This window comes from Flavobacterium sp. N502536 (assembly GCF_025947345.1).
In the GTDB taxonomy this organism is placed as follows: domain Bacteria; phylum Bacteroidota; class Bacteroidia; order Flavobacteriales; family Flavobacteriaceae; genus Flavobacterium.
Window position 1 is genome coordinate 3163044 of record NZ_CP110011.1, and the last position, 18293, is coordinate 3181336.

At 36.3% G+C, this 18293-nt stretch carries 13 protein-coding genes; 8 read left to right on the forward strand and 5 right to left on the reverse strand.

Annotated features, from left to right (window positions below):
- The first annotated feature begins 294 nt into the window (after positions 1–294).
- The 4 genes from OLM61_RS13375 (at position 295) to lpdA (ending at position 4781) form a co-directional block, all read left to right on the forward strand.
- Entirely contained in the window at positions 295–2229 is a 1935-nt protein-coding gene (locus OLM61_RS13375) for an amino acid permease (protein WP_264523144.1), read from the forward strand.
- 279 nt (positions 2230–2508) lie between these two features.
- Positions 2509–2754 carry a hypothetical protein gene (locus OLM61_RS13380; RefSeq protein WP_264523145.1) on the forward strand — a complete coding sequence of 82 codons (246 nt, stop codon included), beginning with the start codon at positions 2509–2511 and terminating at the stop codon, positions 2752–2754.
- Positions 2744–3034 carry a type II toxin-antitoxin system RelE/ParE family toxin gene (locus tag OLM61_RS13385; protein ID WP_264523146.1) on the forward strand — a complete coding sequence of 97 codons (291 nt, stop codon included), beginning with the start codon at positions 2744–2746 and terminating at the stop codon, positions 3032–3034. Before OLM61_RS13380 ends, OLM61_RS13385 begins: the two co-directional genes overlap by 11 nt.
- 343 nt (positions 3035–3377) lie before the next feature.
- Entirely contained in the window at positions 3378–4781 is a 1404-nt protein-coding gene (gene lpdA / locus OLM61_RS13390) for a dihydrolipoyl dehydrogenase (protein WP_095383995.1), read from the forward strand.
- A gap of 52 nt (positions 4782–4833) precedes the next feature.
- On the opposite strand, the gene OLM61_RS13395 is transcribed toward lpdA, so the two are convergent.
- From OLM61_RS13395 to OLM61_RS13405, 3 genes are all read right to left on the reverse strand, one after another.
- The gene (locus tag OLM61_RS13395; protein ID WP_264523147.1) at positions 4834–5487 is read right to left on the reverse strand and encodes a hypothetical protein; all 654 of its coding nucleotides are present in this window, start codon (positions 5485–5487) and stop codon (positions 4834–4836) included.
- A gap of 640 nt (positions 5488–6127) precedes the next feature.
- Positions 6128–6502, reverse strand: coding sequence for a DoxX family membrane protein (locus tag OLM61_RS13400; protein ID WP_070907066.1), 375 nt, complete (start codon positions 6500–6502; stop codon positions 6128–6130).
- A gap of 198 nt (positions 6503–6700) precedes the next feature.
- Entirely contained in the window at positions 6701–7609 is a 909-nt protein-coding gene (locus OLM61_RS13405; RefSeq protein ID WP_264523148.1) for a DUF4349 domain-containing protein, read from the reverse strand.
- Between the two features lie 198 nt (positions 7610–7807).
- On the opposite strand from OLM61_RS13405, the gene OLM61_RS13410 reads away from it, so the two are divergent.
- From OLM61_RS13410 to OLM61_RS13420, 3 genes are all read left to right on the forward strand, one after another.
- Entirely contained in the window at positions 7808–9094 is a 1287-nt protein-coding gene (locus OLM61_RS13410) for an anthranilate synthase component I family protein (protein ID WP_264523149.1), read from the forward strand.
- 134 nt (positions 9095–9228) lie between these two features.
- Positions 9229–10539, forward strand: a complete 1311-nt coding sequence (gene tilS / locus OLM61_RS13415) for a tRNA lysidine(34) synthetase TilS (protein ID WP_264523150.1) — start codon at positions 9229–9231, stop codon at positions 10537–10539.
- The gene (locus OLM61_RS13420; RefSeq protein WP_264523151.1) at positions 10539–12656 is read left to right on the forward strand and encodes a protein-disulfide reductase DsbD family protein; all 2118 of its coding nucleotides are present in this window, start codon (positions 10539–10541) and stop codon (positions 12654–12656) included. The genes tilS and OLM61_RS13420 overlap by 1 nt, the downstream gene beginning before the upstream one ends.
- Positions 12657–12811: 155 nt before the next feature.
- On the opposite strand, the gene OLM61_RS13425 is transcribed toward OLM61_RS13420, so the two are convergent.
- Positions 12812–14128 carry an ammonium transporter gene (locus tag OLM61_RS13425; RefSeq protein WP_264523152.1) on the reverse strand — a complete coding sequence of 439 codons (1317 nt, stop codon included), beginning with the start codon at positions 14126–14128 and terminating at the stop codon, positions 12812–12814.
- 404 nt (positions 14129–14532) lie between these two features.
- On the opposite strand from OLM61_RS13425, the gene OLM61_RS13430 reads away from it, so the two are divergent.
- Entirely contained in the window at positions 14533–16860 is a 2328-nt protein-coding gene (locus OLM61_RS13430) for a TonB-dependent receptor (RefSeq protein WP_264523153.1), read from the forward strand.
- A 120-nt stretch (positions 16861–16980) separates the two neighbouring features.
- Here OLM61_RS13430 and OLM61_RS13435 read toward each other — a convergent pair whose 3' ends face one another.
- A complete protein-coding gene (locus tag OLM61_RS13435; RefSeq protein ID WP_264523154.1) occupies positions 16981–18288 on the reverse strand; it encodes an amidohydrolase family protein in 1308 nt (435 codons plus the stop codon).
- Between the last annotated feature and the right edge of the window lie 5 nt (positions 18289–18293).

The window sequence follows — 18293 nt, forward strand, 5'->3', positions numbered from 1 at the left end:
TTTCTCACGCAGATTTTTTTTTAATCATTTTAATCCTCGTAATCTGTGGCAAAAGAATAATTTGTACTAATTCGTGCAATTGCTTCGCCTGTTCGCTATCGCTCGGGTCGTGGCGGAAAAAAAACCAGCGTAAATCCGTTTAATCCGCAACAATCCGTGGGCAAAATAATTCATCACAAAAAACGATGCAAAACAAAATCGTTTTATATATTTGAAATCAGGATAATTTTTGCATTATTTGCAAAATAAAACCACAAAGACCGAATTAAATTAATTTTAAAAGCATAATTACATATGGCATTATCAGGTTTATTCCGAAAAAAAACGGTACAAGATATTCTGAAGCAGGTTGCAAAAAACGATGCAGACGGTCATAATGCATTAGGAAAACACTTAACTGCCAGAGATTTAACTGCCTTTGGAATCGCTGCTATTGTTGGTGCCGGAATTTTTAGTACTATCGGAAAAGCCAGTGCAGACGGTGGGCCAGCCGTTATATTTTTGTTCTTATTTACAGCAGTGGCTTGTAGTTTTGCTGCTTTTGCTTATGCTGAATTTGCCTCAATGGTACCCGTTTCAGGAAGTGCGTATACGTATTCGTATGTTGCCTTTGGAGAAATTATTGCCTGGGTTATCGGTTGGGCTTTAATCATGGAATATTCGGTTGGAAATATAACCGTCGCCATATCGTGGAGTGATTATTTTACGGGACTGCTCGCCAGCGGAGGCATTCACCTCCCGCAGTGGGTTCAAATGGATTATTTAACCGCTTCAAACGGATTTAATAATGCAACTGCTCTGATGCACAGCGGAAAAGCTTTTGATAATTTAGAACCAGCCCTGCAGTCGGCTTATACCGCCTGGACGACTTCACCGGTTTTATTTGGTTCTTTTCATTTTGTTGCCGATCTTCCGGCTTTATTGATCATCATTTTAATTACAGCATTGATTTATCGTGGAATGAAAGAATCCCGTAATGCCAGTAATATTATGGTGGTGGTGAAACTTTGTATTGTACTTTTAGTAATCGCAGTGGGTATATTTTACGTAGATACAGCCAACTGGGACCCGTTTGCGCCAAATGGAGTAAGTGGAGTGTTAAAGGGAGTTTCAGCAGTATTCTTTGCTTATATTGGTTTTGATGCTATTTCGACCACGGCCGAAGAATGTAAAAATCCGCAAAGAGACTTACCGCGCGGAATGATGTGGGCAATTATTATATGTACGCTTTTGTATATCGCCATTGCCTTGGTTCTTACCGGAATGGTGCGTTATAACGAATTAAATGTAGGGGATCCGTTAGCATTTGTATTCGAAAAATTAGACTTAAAATGGATGTCCGGAATTATTGCAGTAAGTGCGGTAGTGGCGATGGCCAGCGTTTTATTGGTTTTTCAAATGGGACAGCCTCGTATCTGGATGAGTATGAGTCGTGACGGATTATTGCCAAAACGTTTCTCGCGCGTACACCCAAAATTCAAAACACCTTCTTATGCAACTGTTGTAACCGGATTTGTGGTTGCGGTTCCGGCCTTGTTCCTAAATCTTACGATGGTAACAGATTTGTGTAGTATTGGAACTTTATTTGCTTTCGTATTGGTTTGTGCCGGAGTTTTGGTATTGCAAAACAAACCGGAGATTCCAAGAGGAAAGTTTAAAACGCCTTACATCAATTCAAAATACATAATGCCGATTTTATTAATCATCGGATTAGTTTTCGCCTTTGGATACAATAAACAAGCGACGATGAGCTTTATCACAAACGAGACTCAAATTAATAGCCCGGCAGACATTATTACGTCATTGGATAAAAGCGAGTCCGAAAAAGTATTCAATTATCTAAAGAGCATCGATGTTCAGAATAAAACTTCAGAAACAGCCGATTTGGAGCATTTACTAAGCCAATATCAATCGGATGATGCGAAGTACGCCGAGGTTGTAAAAGGTTTACCAATTAGTGATTCTTTAAAATTCGAAAGTGGATTTAGTTTGTTCAAACATAAAATTCCAATGTGGATCTTCTTACTTGTTTTAGTTGGCTTGACAGTTTGGGCTTTCAAACAAAATTTATCGTTGATTCCGCTTTTAGGACTAATTTGTTGTCTGTACATGATGGCTGAATTGAGTGTCTGGAACTGGATTTACTTCACAGTTTGGTTGCTAATTGGTCTTTGTATTTACTTTGGCTTCAGCCGAAAAAATAGCAAGCTGAATGTAGAAGCTTTATAGTTAGAATATAAAAAAAAGACAAGCCGTTCTGAGAAGTAGTTTTCAGAGCGGCTTTTTTATTTTGTCGCAGCTTTAAAAAGAGTTAAGCAGATTAGCGCAAAACTATTTACAATATAAAGAGAAAATCTGCCTGATCTGCCAAATCTGCGAGAGCATTATCTTAACTTTTCAAAAACCAGAAAGAACAAATCAGAAACTTCTCATACTGTATTCATAAAATATAACATTAACACATTTCAAAAGCAAAATAGCTTAAATTTGAATCAAATACATTTTAGTATGGAGACAAAAGAATTAAGGCTTAAGCTTATAAAAGATTTCGGGAAATTTATTGAAGATGATTCTAAATTAGAAATTTTAGAAAGTGTTTTTGATGCTCTAAATCATGATGAAAAGAAATCAATTGTTTCTGATTCTCACTATGATCTTGTTGCCGAAGAAAGAGAAAAGTATCTTTCACAGGAGAGCGAAGCCAGTTCGTGGGAAGAAGTAGAACAACGTTTGAATGCTAAGTATGGTTTTTAAAATCAAAATTCTACCTCAGGCTGAAAATGAAATTGATGAAACTATTGAATTCTATGAAAGTAGGAGTAAGGGGTTAGGGAAGCAATTTCTGACTTATTTAAAAGCGTACCTGCAAGTTTTAAAAACTCATCCGGAATTATTTGAAATAAAAAAAGAACCTGGTTATCGGGAATTAACTTTGGTAAAATTTCCATTTGTAATTATTTATGAAATTATTGGAAATGAAGTAATCGTTTACTCTGTTTTTCATACCTCCAGAAATCCTAAGAAAAAACCTTAGTTCAGCATCTAAAGTTTTTTTAAGGCGCTGAGATTCTAAGGATCCGGGTTTGCGTTTTGCACGTCTCTGTTACTATGAAAAGAAAATCTGCCTAATCTGCAAAATCTGCGAGAACCTTACTTTAACATCTTCAAAAACCGATTTCAGATAAAAAAAATCTTTGCGTCTTTGCGTCTTTGCGAGCAAAAAAAAACAACCTAAACGTATCAAATCTTTGCAGATCCGGCAAACCAATCCCAAGTAAAACATTAAGTAAAATTTCACACAAAAAACATTGAGATTTAAACTTTAAACAAAACTTTATTCCTTAATTTTGTATCGCTAAAAATAAAATAGACAAACTATGAGTTCATTTGACGTAGTCATTATAGGTTCAGGTCCTGGCGGATATGTATCAGCAATTCGTTGCGCACAATTAGGTTTTAAAACTGCAATTGTAGAAAAGTATAACTCTTTGGGCGGAACTTGCCTTAACGTAGGTTGTATTCCTTCAAAAGCATTATTATCGTCTTCTCATCATTATGCAGAAATTGCACATTTTGCAGATCACGGAATCGAGGTTTCTGGAGATGTAAAAATCAATTTAGAGAAAATGATCGCGCGCAAACAAGCAGTTGTAGATCAAACCGTAGGTGGAATCAACTACTTAATGGATAAAAATAAAATTACTGTTTTTAATGGTTTAGGTTCTTTCGTAGATGCAACACATATTGCTGTAGCTAAAGCTGACGGAACTTCTGAAACGATTGAAGCAAAATATACTGTAATCGCTACAGGTTCTAAACCATCTTCTTTGCCTTTCATTAAAATTGACAAAGAAAGAATCATCACTTCTACTGAGGCTTTAGCTTTAAAAGAAGTTCCAAAACACCTAGTAATTATTGGTGGTGGAGTAATCGGAATTGAGCTTGGACAAGTTTACCTTCGTTTAGGAGCTCAGGTTTCTGTAGTGGAATTCATGGACAGAATTATCCCGGGAATGGATAGCGCTTTGTCTAAAGAATTGACGAAAGTATTGAAAAAACAAGGAATGAAATTCTACGTTTCTCACAAAGTAAAATCAGTAGAAAGAAATGGCGATGCTGTTGTGGTTCAGGCTGAGAATGCAAAAGGAGAAACTATCACTTTAGAGGGAGATTATTCATTAGTTTCTGTTGGTCGTCGTCCATATACAGACGGATTGAACGCTGATAAAGCTGGAGTGAAAATTTCAGACAGAGGACAGGTAGAAGTAAACGATCATTTACAAACTAATGTTCCAAACATCTATGCGATTGGTGACGTTGTTCGTGGAGCGATGTTGGCACACAAAGCGGAAGAAGAAGGAACTATGGTTGCTGAAATCTTAGCAGGTCAAAAACCACATATCGATTATAACCTAATTCCTGGTGTAGTGTACACTTGGCCGGAAGTTGCTGCTGTTGGACAAACAGAAGAGCAGGTAAAAGCTTCAGGAACAGAATACAAAGTAGGAAGCTTCCCTTTCAAAGCATTAGGACGCGCAAGAGCAAGTGGAGATCTTGACGGTTTCGTGAAAATTATTGCTGACGCTAAGACGGATGAGGTTTTAGGTGTTCACATGATTGGAGCCCGTACTGCAGATTTAATTGCTGAGGCAGTTACTGCAATGGAATTTAAAGCTTCTGCTGAAGATATCTCAAGAATGAGCCACGCACACCCAACTTTTGCTGAAGCAGTAAAAGAAGCAGCTTTAGCAGCTACAGACAACAGAGCATTACACGTATAAGATACGTAAGACTATAGCTAAAAACCCGTCAGAATCACTTCTGACGGGTTTTTTATTGCTTAATTACAGTAAAAGTATAATAAGTTTCTTTGTTCTTTAAATACACACCATAAGTCCCATTCTCTTCTTTGTACAAATGGTACAAATATTTGTCGCCTTTGATGCTTAAATTTTTTCGTGCCAGATTGTTGCTTTCAATAAATTCCAGTTCAAATTCACAATTACTTTTCATTCTGAAATGCAATTTTGAAAAAGTATTGTCGGCAAATTTTTCGATCCATAGATCATCGCTTAAAGTTACTTCTACTTTAGCACCTCCATGCTCGAAATAATAGTATTTTGATGATTGGTCAAAACGATTGCATTCTTCTTTAGATATTTCATCGAGAGGCTTTTCATCCTGCATTGACCAGCTGCTTTGTGCAGATTCATTCGGGAAAAGCGCTACAAATTCATTACAGTTTTTATGCAATCGGTAAAATACCTGTTCAAATACTCTCCTTTGCACGATGCTGTCTTTAAATTTTGTCAGGTAAGGAGTGATATGAGTCTTATTGATGGTATTAATTCTGATTTCATTGTCCAGCACTTTGTTTTGCACTAATGATTTACAGATTTCAATGGTTAGAGAATCTACAGATTTTATAGATTGTGATCTCGAAAAATTAATACACAGTAATAAAAGGATCAAGTAGTGTTTTTTCATGTAAAAGGCTAATTTTAATCAAATATAGTTGTTTAGTAAAACTATTTAGAGAGATCAATTTTATTCTTTTAAAAATTGAGTTCAAAAAAGAGGAAGTTTAGGAAAAATTTTGTAAATTAGAGGTAGAATTCTGTCGCTGTATTTAGTGAGATTAAAGTGGTAATGTTTTGAAAAACAGTGGTGTAGTTTTGCTTTTAGAAGGAATGAAGAATTAGAGACCTGATTTGTTTTTGAAGATCAAAAAAAATCAAAAAATCCAATTTTGACTCCTCTAAAACATTTAGTAAAATTACCGGGTTAGATGATCAATGAAAGTGAGTTTTAAACAATGTAACTACTGGTTCTTTTAAATACTAATGATTGATAAAAGGTTAATAACAGGGGCTATAATGTCATAAAAGACAAATGGGAGGAAAGCATCGGGAAAAGCCAGGTTTGTCAAAAAGGACAATGTTGGTATGCTTAAGGTTTCATTTTTTGGTCCTTTTTATTCGGATTAAAATGAAATTGCTATCGATTTGAGATTACAGGGGATAGCAGTTGTAGTTCTAGGTTACAGTGCATGTATACTTTTAAAATAACAAACCCGACAGGTTTTTAAAATCTGTCGGGTTTACTTTTGGTATAAAGTGAAAATAGACTATCTGGTGAAAACACTTTTATAATTATCCCAATATCTGTAGATTAAGAATAAATTGGCAAGGAATAGCAATATGGCAAGCGGCAAACCTTGTGGAGCCAGAAAATAATTAATAAACAGAATGTTTACCGTAATTGGTAGGATCAATATATTAGCCAATGTTACATAACGCCCCGTTACAAAAGCAATACCGCAAAGAAGTTCGATTGATTTTGCTAAAGGCAATAAATAAGTTGAGGCTACAAGTCCCATGTTAAAAGCTTTAAAATCACCGGTAGTTTCCGGTTCCGGTGCCAGTTTAAAGAAAAAACTAAGAGAGGCGAATAGTAACAAAAGACCAATTAAAACACGGACAATAATGGTAGCAATTTTCATAATACTTGAGATTTTTAATGGGTTAAAAAAGTATAATTTATTTTTGGAAAACGTTACAATCTGAACTCTCAAATAAAATGAAAAGCAGCTTTTAAGGCTTTTGTGTTGAGAGTTTTACAATCTTTATTGCTCTATTTTAGGAAAAATAGAATGCTATATCAAATATAACGAATTTTTTCTTATGAAATTGCTATTTAATTAACACTTTTCTTGTCTCTTAATGTATTTTTTGTAAAGGAAGAATCCACCAAAACCTATCAGAATAAAAGGCCACAGATTAAGAATGAAAACAAAGATCGTTTCGAGAATATACCAGCCGTTTTTAAGAGAATCAATGATTTGGATACCCAGATTTGGTTTGTACGCATTACCACTTTTTTCGCTTGCCATTATTTCCTGTTTTACTGTTTCGTTTTGATAGAGTTGCAAAGTAATGGTGCTGAAATTAATCTGATCCTGCAGCGATAAATTCTCAATGGCACGATTGTCTTTTTCTTCTTTTTGGTTCGCCAGTGCATTTTCGGCTTCCATAACGTCATTGATTTTTTTGCCTTTCGAATCAATTGCATTTTCGACCCTTTTCTCTGTAGCCGCACTTCTTTTTTGCGAAAGCTGATTGGCCAGTAATTTTAGAGAAACATCATCGGCTTTGATAACTCTGAAATCAAGAAAATCGATTTGTCTGGCTATGGTTTTAATAACCGTATCAAGCTGTGTGTTGGGAACGCGAATCGTAATGTTGTTCTCGACCGTGTATTTGGTAGTTTCGAGTGTACTATCCTGACTGATTTTAGTTTTAATCTGATCGTGAATGTTGCTTTGCAAATTCGTGTACGTTACAAAACCTCCAAATTTTTGTGTTGCGTTTTCAATGGCATAAGTTGATTTGATGACATTTTTAACCTTAAACTTAATATCGGCAGTCCGAATGAATTTCTGTTTACTGTCTTTTTTCTCCACCGCAGCCGATGAAGAAATTGCAGTACTGTCTGCTGTGGTTTTGTAATCTGCGCTTGCTGTTTCCGCTGCAGGATCGGCTTTTTTACAGGAAAAGAATAAAGTGATAATCACTAAGGAAGTTAATCCAAGGTTTGCAACTGTTTTCATAAAGGTTTTAGAATTTGATTCATAAATAATTTAAAGGATCTGTTTTTTTAAGAAGTATTTTTTGAATCAATAGGCAGTAAAGTGGTTAAGAGTTCTTGTTAAATCGATGTACTAAAAAGTGTGCCAATATTTTTTGCCTATTTATTTTATTGAGGGATTTTTTTTGTTGTAATTTTGAGGCCTAAAAAATACCTATTTTTGAGAGTTACCACATATAAAAATATTTCAGATCCAGAGCATTTTAAACAGCAGCTTTTAAGCTGGTCACAACAATTTCGTGAGGTTGTTTTTTTGGATAGCAACTCCTATCCACAGGAGTATTCCAGTTTCGATTTTGTATTGGCAGCAGATGCTTTTACGTCTTTAAAAACAGATTTTCATAACGCCTTTGAAGATTTAAAACAATATCAGCAAACTACTAAAGACTGGCTTTTTGGATACCTTTCTTATGATTTAAAGAATGATGTTGAAAAGTTGACATCGTCTAATTTTGATGGTCTGGATTTTCCGGATTTGTTTTTCTTTCAGCCTAAAAAAATATTTACAGTAAGAGGAAATCAGCTTGAAATACAATACTTGCTGCTTTGTGATGATGAACTTGAAGATGATTTTGAAGAAATTGTTCAAAGCAAATTTGACCGCTTCGAAACTTTAAGCGGAATAGAGGTTAAACAACGTATTTTAAAAGAAGCGTACCTCGAAAAGGTTGCAAAAATGCAGGAGCACATTCATATAGGAGATCTGTATGAGGCCAATTTTTGTATGGAGTTTTTTGCGGAGAATGCCGAAATTAACCCTCTGGAAAAATTTCAGAAGTTAAGTGCAATATCACAGGCTCCGTTTTCAGTTTTTTTTAAAAACCACAAACAATATTTGCTTTCAGTTTCTCCGGAACGCTACCTGAAAAAAGTAGGGGAAACTTTGATTTCTCAGCCGATAAAAGGAACTTCAAAACGATCTTTAGATCCGGTTGAAGACGAAAAATCAAAACAATTTTTGGCATCTGATGCGAAAGAACGTTCCGAAAACATTATGATTACCGATTTGGTACGAAATGATTTGTCGCATACTGCACAAAAAGGCTCTGTTGAAGTAGTGGAACTTTGTAAAATTTATTCGTTTTTGCAGGTGCATCAAATGATCTCTACCATCACTTCAAAACTGGATCCGCAATACTCGCCAATTGATGTTTTAAGAACCACTTTTCCGATGGGAAGTATGACCGGAGCCCCAAAAATTTCGGTTATGAAAATCATCGAAAACTTGGAAGAGACTAAACGAGGTTTGTATAGCGGTGCTGTGGGTTATTTTACACCAGAAGGTGATTTTGATTTTAATGTTGTCATAAGAAGTATCCTGTACAATCAGGAGCGTAAATACGTTTCATTTTCGGTTGGAAGTGCTATTACTTCCTTATCAATTCCTGAAAAAGAATATGAGGAGTGCCTTTTAAAAGCCAAAGCGATGCACGAAGTCCTGCGTTAGAAAAGACAATGTCAGATAGAGGATTAGAGCGTCAGGAGATTCGGTGTAAGAGCTGAAAAAGGATAAAATTCATGCACTTTTAAAACATAAAGGAATCTTTCTTCATAATTAGAATTAAATTTTTACATTTATAAATGCTTTCAAAATTTCAAAATCATCTCGCTTCAAGGTTTCCATTTTTGGAAGATAAAAAGCTGTTTCTGGCGGTAAGCGGAGGTTTAGACAGTATGGTTTTGTTGCATTTGTTTCAGCAATTGCCTATTAAAATTGCTGTTTTACATTGTAATTTTCAACTTCGCGGATTAGAAAGTTTCGGGGATCAGGATTTTATTCAAAAGTACTGCGATCAGAATGCTGTTCCGATTTTTAGTACCCAATTTGATACCGAAGCTTTTGCTAAAGATTACAAACTATCTACTCAGGTTGCGGCTCGTGAATTGCGCTACAATTGGTTTTACGAACTTTTAGATACCGAAAATTTCGACTATATTTTAACAGCCCATCATGCCGATGATAATCTGGAAACGTTCATCATCAATCTGAGTCGTGGGACCGGATTGGAGGGTTTAATTGGGATACCGGAAGAGAATGATAGAATTATTCGTCCGCTGTTGCCTTTTTCCAGAACGGAAATTTTAGACTATGCCCAGCAAAATAATATTCAATGGCGGGAAGACAGCAGTAATGCGTCAAATAAATACCTTCGAAACAAAATCCGCCATGATCTTGTTCCAATACTAAAAGAGATCAATCCAAATTTTTTAAATGCCTTTCAAAAAACGCAATCTTATCTGCAGGAATCGCAGGAAATGGTTGAGGATGCTTCGATCATGATTTACCAGCAAGTGGCAAAAGAAGAGGGTGATGATATTCATTTTGATCTGAATCAGCTTAAAAAGCTTCCTAATTATAAATCATACCTGTACCAGTGGCTCAATGAATTTGGTTTTCTGGCCTGGAATGATGTTTATGATTTGGTAGACGGGCAATCAGGAAAACAAGTGTTTTCGGCCGATTTCCGGTTATTGAAAAACAGGGATACTTTGATTTTGAGTCCAATTTCTGAAGTAGAGGAACAGGAAGTATTTGAAATTAGCGAAGTAGAGCAAGACGTTAATTTTCCCTTAAAATTGAGGCTTTGTCAGGTAGACGACATTACAATAGATTCAAATAAAGCTATATTTGTGGACGCTGAAAAAATCCGGTTTCCGCTGATTTTACGTAAATGGAAAGAAGGTGATGTTTTTCATCCTTTTGGAATGGATGGGAAATCGAAAAAGCTAAGCAAGCTTTTTAAAGATGAAAAATTGTCGCTGATTGAAAAGGAAAAGATCTGGATTTTATGCTCAGAGGATCAAATTGTGTGGGTGATTGGAATCAGACAGGATGAACGTTTTAAAATTGAGAATACTACAAACAAAATAATTAAAATAGAATTATTATAATGAACCCTAACTACTACCATCAAACAACAATGTCGAAAAGTGTCTGGAATAAATCCATTGTGTTTTTGCTGTTTTTTCTTTTTGCATTTGCAATGGGGAATGCTCAAATCCTGGAACCTGTAAAATGGACTTCTAAAATTGAAAAGAGAGCCGGAAATAATGCCGTTTTGATTTTTGACGGAACGATTGAAAAAGACTGGCACATGTATTCGCAATTTACACCGGAAGGCGGGCCGCTTGCTCTGGAGATTGCTTTTAAAAATCAAAAGGGAAATTATAATTTGGTTGGAAAAGCCAAAGAAGGAAAAACCAAAACCGCTTTTAATGATGTTTTTGGAGTAAACGAAACTTTCTTTGAAGGTAAAGCACATATCGAACAGGAAATCACCATCATCAATCCAAATTTAAAAACGGTTGATGTTGATTTTGACTTTCAGGTTTGTAAAGAAGTTTGTATCAATTCAAGTAAAAAATTCTCGATTGCAATTCCGTCAACTTTTAAAATGGATGCAGCTGCAATGGCGGCAGATCCAAAGTTAAATGAAACTAAGGTGATCGTGATTGATGCAGCCAGTGATACGGCTAAGAGTGCAGTAGTAACGAAGGCAGGAGATGTAAATGTAAAGGTAAATGTAGCGACTTCGATAGCTAATGCAAAAGAAAAGAACCCAATGCCAGCGTCGCCAAGAAGTTTATGGTCGATCTTTTTTGTGGCTTTCTTGTTTGGGTTTACAGCATTGCTGACTCCTTGCGTTTTCCCGATGATTCCTATGACGGTTAGTTTTTTTACCAAACAGAGTAAAACAAAAGCTGCCGGAGTTAGAAATGCCATTATTTATGGAGTTTCTATTATCGTAATTTATGTGACATTAGGATTTTTAGTTTCGTGGATATTTGGTGCTGACGCATTAAATTCATTAGCTACGAACGTTTGGTTTAATATTGGATTCTTTGTTCTGTTGGTAATTTTCGCTACTTCTTTTTTAGGTGGTTTTGAAATTATGTTACCCAACTCATGGGCTAATAAAGTAGATCAGCAAGCCGATAGAGGAGGAATAATTGGAATTTTATTTATGGCATTAGCCTTAGCTATTGTGTCGTTTTCATGTACAGGACCAATCGTTGGATCATTACTGTTTGAGGCAGCTACAAATGGTGTAATTGGACCAATTGTTGGAATGTTTGGATTCTCACTAGCATTGGCATTGCCATTTATGTTGTTTGCGATGTTCCCGGGCTGGTTAAATTCATTGCCAAAATCAGGCGGATGGCTTAATACAGTAAAAGTATTTTTAGGATTTTTAGAATTGGCTTTTGCTTTCAAATTTTTATCCAATGCTGATTTGGTTTTACAAATGCATTTATTGGAAAGAGAAGTTTTCTTAGCGATCTGGATTGCTATTTTTGGGGCTTTAGCTTTATATTTATTTGGAAAAATTTCTTTGCCTCATGATAGTCCGTTACAACATATTTCTGTAGGGAGATTGTATTTGGGAGTAGTTACTTTGGCCTTTACGGTGTATCTAATTCCGGGACTTTGGGGAGCGCCTTTAAAGTTAATAAATGCATTCCCGCCACCCCCACAGTATAGTGAAAGTCCGTTTGGAGTAGGAGGATCTTCTACTTCGGGTAACAGCAGTATTGAGATTGTCTCAGGCATGCCGGCAGGAGCGGAGTTAGGCCCTCATGGGATCATGGTTTTTCATGATTATGAAGATGGTTTAGCATATGCAAAATCAATCAACAAACCAATTATGCTGGATTTTACAGGTTATGCCTGTGTGAATTGCAGAAAAATGGAAAACAATGTATGGTCAGAACCAATGATTCTGCCAATCCTGAAGAATGATGTTGTTTTAATTTCCCTTTATGTCGATGACAAACGCGACCTTCCAAAAGAAGAGCAATATGTTACAGCAAAAGGAGACAAAATTGAAACTGTTGGAGATAAATGGACCGATTTTATGATCTCAAAATATAAAACAAATACACAGCCCTTATATGTGATAACCGATTTGGAAGGGAAGAATTTAAACCCTTCAAAACCGACGATTAGTTATGTAAATGCAGAGGAATACCTGCAATGGCTGAAAGAAGGAATCTCGAATTTCAAATAGTTTTTTTTGTGAGAGGTTAAATGTGGAAATGGATAGAGTATATAATCTAAATTCTACAATCTATAATAAACAAAGGTGAAGTTAATTCAAAACAAAAATCCCTCTAAGGTTGAGCTTTAGAGGGATTTTTTATGGCAAAGAAGGAAATTGAGTTTTTATAAGAATTCACCGTGTTGGGAAATATCCAGTCCTAATTCTTCTTTTTCTTCGGTAACTCTTAGTGGAGTAATTTTATTTACGATAAAGAATAAAGCATAAGAACCTACAAAAGCGAAGATGGAAACGATTACCAATGCTGTCAGTTGATTGATGAATAAGGTAGGAGTTCCAAAAATCAAACCCTGATTGTCCCCAACGGCCGGGTTGATTGCTTTGGATGCAAAAACACCGGTCAACAGCATTCCAACCATACCACCAACACCGTGACAGGCAAAAACGTCTAGAGCATCGTCGATTTTTCCTTTAGGGAATTTGCTTACGACAAGGTTACTCACTATGGCAGAGAATGCTCCGATAAAAATAGCGTGAGAGATGCTCACGAAACCTGCGGCAGGAGTAATGGCAACCAGACCAACAACTGCTCCGATACAAGCGCCAAGAGCAGATAATTTATGGCCTAAGATTTTGTCAAGGAAAACCCATGCCATGGCAGCAGCAGCGGCGGCAACCGTTGTCGTTCCTAAAGCCTGAACAGCCAGTCCGTTAGCTCCTAATGCAGAACCTGCATTGAAACCAAACCATCCAAACCATAATAAACCTGTTCCTAATAAAACATAAGTAATTCTGGCCGGATTTACTTTTTGAAGTTTTCTTTTTCCTAAGAATATGGCTCCGGCTAAGGCAGCCCATCCGGCACTCATGTGAACGACTGTTCCTCCGGCGAAGTCCAATACACCCATTTTAAAGAAAACTCCATCAGGATGCCACGTCATATGTGCTAAAGGAGAGTATATGAATATAATGAATAGAACCATGAATAATAAATAAGCCCAGAAACGCACACGTTCTGCAAATGCACCGGTGATTAATGCAGGTGTAATGATGGCGAATTTGGCCTGAAATAACGCGAATAACATAAAAGGTATTGTTGGAGCAAGACTCCAGGCAGTAGAAGTGCCTACACCCTGAAAGAATAAATTAGAAGTTGGATCTCCAATGATTCCGCCAATGGTAGGGCCAAACGCTAATCCGAAAGCTACTATAACCCATAAAATGGTAACAATTACCATTGCCATAAAACTTTGCAGCATAGTACTAATAACGTTTTTCTTACCTACCATTCCTCCGTAGAAAAACCCTAGTCCCGGTGTCATAAGCAAAACAAAAGCGGTTGCTACGATCATCCAGGCAGTATCTCCAGTGTCAAACTTTACAGCTTCTGCCGGAATTGGGTTATCGGTTAGGATGAAGTTGGACAAAAAGGTTAGTACCAAAATCGTGATAAGAATCACACTTAAAATAATTTTTCGCATAGTTAATTGGTTTTAAATTTTTTATAAAAATATAAAATCAACTTAAACCCCTGTAAAAAATAGTGTTATGTGGTTTATTTTTATTAATTTTTTATTTTAGACCCTGTTATTTTATGGGTATGTGTTTAAAATATGTCTTAAAATCAGGTTTTGGTAATGAGGTTTTAGCAGAAATCTTTTTTTTAATGAAAAATCGGCTGCAAAATGTAAGTTTTGGTTTGTTTATGTTTAAGGAAGTTGCTATAGAATAGGATTTTAGAGTTTTTTTTGTCTCTGTAATTTCTTATCGATTTAAATTCAGTGGGTTACGTTTTTGAAAGTGTTTTTATTCAAATTTGTTTTTGTTAGGTTGCAAAATATAAGGCTTCGTTTTGTAAGTTTGTAATTTAAAACAATTCTAAATAATGAAAATATTTTTACTTTTATCCGCCATTTTTACGATAAGCTTCACTGCAAGTGCGCAAAAATCTATTATTACAGGAAGAATAAATGACAATCAGGGCATACCTATTTCCTTTGCTTCAATAAGTATTTCAGAACTTAAAGTTGGAGAAGTTGCAGATCAGCAAGGTGTTTATGCTCTCAGTGTTATTTCGGGAAGGTATACTGTTAAAGTTTCGGCAGTAGGATATAAAACAACAGAACAAGACATTGTATTGATAGCGGGGGAGACTCTTCATACCGATTTTACTTTGGTACAAGATTCAGATTTAGATGAGGTTGTAGTCTCGGCCAGCCGTAAGAAAGAAACGCTGGATGAGGTTCCTTCTTCCATCAATATTATAGGTCTTAAAAGTCTTTCGGTACAAAAAACAATTAGTAACAATTTAAGCGAGATCCTGGCAAACACGGTTCCCGGACTTGGATTTAATACCAACAGAACCAGTAACCTTGGACAAACATTGCGTGGGCGTGGAATTTTGGTAATGATCGACGGTGTACCGCAATCGACTCCATTACGTAATGGTATGCGTGATATTCGAAGTATAGATCCGCTTGCTATCGAAAGAGTGGAGGTTATAAAAGGGGCAACGGCCATTTATGGTAATGGCGCCGATGGAGGGCTTATTAATTATATTACTAAGAAACCAAATGTTAGTAAAGCGATAAGCGGTCAGACTTCAATTGGTAGTACAGGTTTTTTATCTAAACCAGATCAGACATTTGGAGGATACATTGGACAGCAATTTACGGGTAAAATTAAGAAGTTTGATTATGTAGTTTCAGGACGTTTTGAGAATACTGGTGTTTCGAGAGATGCCAAAGGCCGCGTCCTTTCTCCCGAATATGGATTGAATGAATTGGATATGTGGAACGTTTTTGCAAAAGTTGGTTATGGTATCAATATTAACAATCGTGTTGAAGTAATGTATAATTATTTTACAAGTAAGCAAAATACAGATTATGTTGCTCAGGCCGGGCAATACGGAAATGCTAATTTGCCAACAATAGGAGTTCCAGGAGATCGTCCGGGTCTGGCAGAGGGAACACCATACAATCACAATCTGTACATTCATTACAATAGTGAGAGAATTATTGGTGAAACAGATTTGGATGTAACTTTATACCTGCAGCATTTTTATACCTTATTATCATCCAGCAATTTTTTTGAAGGAAACGGACAACCCGGAAACCTGAGTAAAAAGAAAGGCTTGCGTATTAATTTGAACACTCCTTTTGTTGTTTCGGATAATTGGAATGGTAATTTTGTATATGGTCTGGATGTTCTTTCAGATGTTACTTCTACGATACTTACTGATGGGCGTGTCTCGGTTCCGGAAATGGATATGCGTAATCTTGCTCCATACCTGCAGGTGAAATCAGTTTTTATGCAAAATCTGATTTTTAAAGCAGGTGCACGTTTTGAGAATATTAATGTCGATGTTCCTACATATACCACTTTGGCTACCCGCAATTATGTTACCGGAGGTTATTCGGGTGGAGGAATTGTTGTAAAAGGAGATGCGATTAATTACAATGCTTTGATTTTTAATGCAGGTTTACGTTACAATAAGCTATCTTATTTTAAGCCTTTTGTTAGTTTTTCACAAAGTTACAGTCTTGGAGATTTAGGACTGGTATTGCGCTCTGCCAAAGAAAATACGGTTAAAGAACTTACAACTAAAGCGATAATAGCCAATAATTATGAGGTAGGTTTTAGCAGTACATTTGGAAAACTGAATATTGAAGCTGCTACATATGTTAGTACTTCTAAACTTGGGGCTTCTTATGTATTTGTGGATGGAAAAGCTCAAATAGCCAGATCTCCGGAGACTATTTATGGGTTTGAATTGGCTGCAGATTATGCCGTATTAGATAATTTAAGCCTGGGGGGATCTTATTCGTATACCGAAGGCAAAAGAGAAATCAACGGCAAGAAAGTTTATCTAGGTGGCGACCGAATTGGTCCTCCAAAAACTACAGCTTATGTTTCTTATAGTCCTTTATCCGATTGGACATTGCGATTGCAAATGCTTAGTGCAGGTAACCGCAAGCGTTTTGATCCTGTAAATGGTAAGTACAGCTACGGAACAGGACCAATGGATTCCTTTACGACTTTTAGTTTCTTTAGTAATTATAATTTGGATAAAAACAGTAGTATACAACTAGGGTTAGAGAATGTTTTCAATAAAGATTATTTTACAGTTCCTTCACAATGGATGGCTGATAATTTGAGTTATGTAAAAGGTAATGGTGCCAGATTCACCTTAAGCTATCTTTACAAGTTTTAGAGATGGCACTCATTTAAAAAGAAGCCCGAACCATTAAAGTTCGGGCTTCTTTTTTGTTTCAAATAAAAAAGGCATCAGATGAATTTTCAAATGATGCCTTTTGTTTTAAAAAACTATTGCTTATTTCTGATTGAATTTTGCTTTGAATTTATCATTCAGTTTCGTCTGGAAAGTTTCTAAATTAATTTTTCTTCCCTGAATGAAAGCAGTCGTTAATTTATTGGTTCTCATGTCCAGTGCATCACCTTCAGAGATAAATAAAGTAGCATCTTTACCCGTTTCCAATGTACCGCAAGTAGCATCAATACCTAATAATTTTGCCGTATTTGAAGTGATAAGCTGTAATGCTTTTTCTTTATCTAAGCCAAATGCAGCACAGGTTCCGGCTAAGAATGGCAGGTTACGTACACTCATACGCTCGTGATCTCCACTGTTTTCAAGCCCAACTACGATACCTTTATCGGTAAGTATTTTGGCCATTTTGTAAGGAAGATTTACATCTTCGTCATCACTTGAAGGCATGTCGTGAACGCGTCTTAAGAATACACCAACATTGTATTTTTGTAATACGTCGGCAGCTTTATAAGCTTCAAATCCTCCCACGATAACTATTTTCTTGATCTGATTGTTTACCGCTAACTGAATGGCATCAACGATTTGTTTTTCTTCATCCGCGTGTACGTAAAGCGTCTGAGTTCCGTCAAAAAGACCTTTTGTAGCTTCAAAAATGATGTTTCTTTCTTTTGAAGCAGCCTGATTGTAAGCTTTCGCATTCCCCCAGAAAGCAGCAATTTCTTCCACTTGTTTTGGATAATCTTTGTTAGCTTCAATAATTCCCGGCTCAAACCATGATCCTGATCTTCTGAAATTAGAAGGAAAGTCAAGATGAATTCCGTCATTCTCTTTTATAATCGCATCTTTCCAGCTCCAGGCATCTAACTGTACAACAGAAGAGGTTCCTGAAATTCGGCCTCCACGAGGGGTTATCTGCGCCATCAAAATACCATTTAGACGAACCGTTTCTACTACTTTTGATTCAGAATTGTAGGCAATAATACTTCTTACATTAGGATTAAAAGTTCCAATTTCTTCCTGATCGTCTGATGATTTTACGGCATCAATTTCTACAAGACCTAATGTGGCATTGGCAACGATAAATCCCGGGTAAACATGTTTTCCGCTGGCATCAATAGTGGTATCGTATGCATCGGCGGCAAGTCTTATCGTTGTTGCATCGGCTACCAGCGTTATTTTTCCGTCTTTAAATCCAACCGCACTGTTTGGAATAACGGTTCCGTTACCTAAATGGGCAGTGGCGTTTAATATCAAAACCGATTTGGTTTGTTGAGGGGCAGGTATTTGCTGTGCTTTTATTTGTAGCGAGGCACAAAAGGCGAGCAAAGTTATATATATGTTTTTATTAATCATGTTAG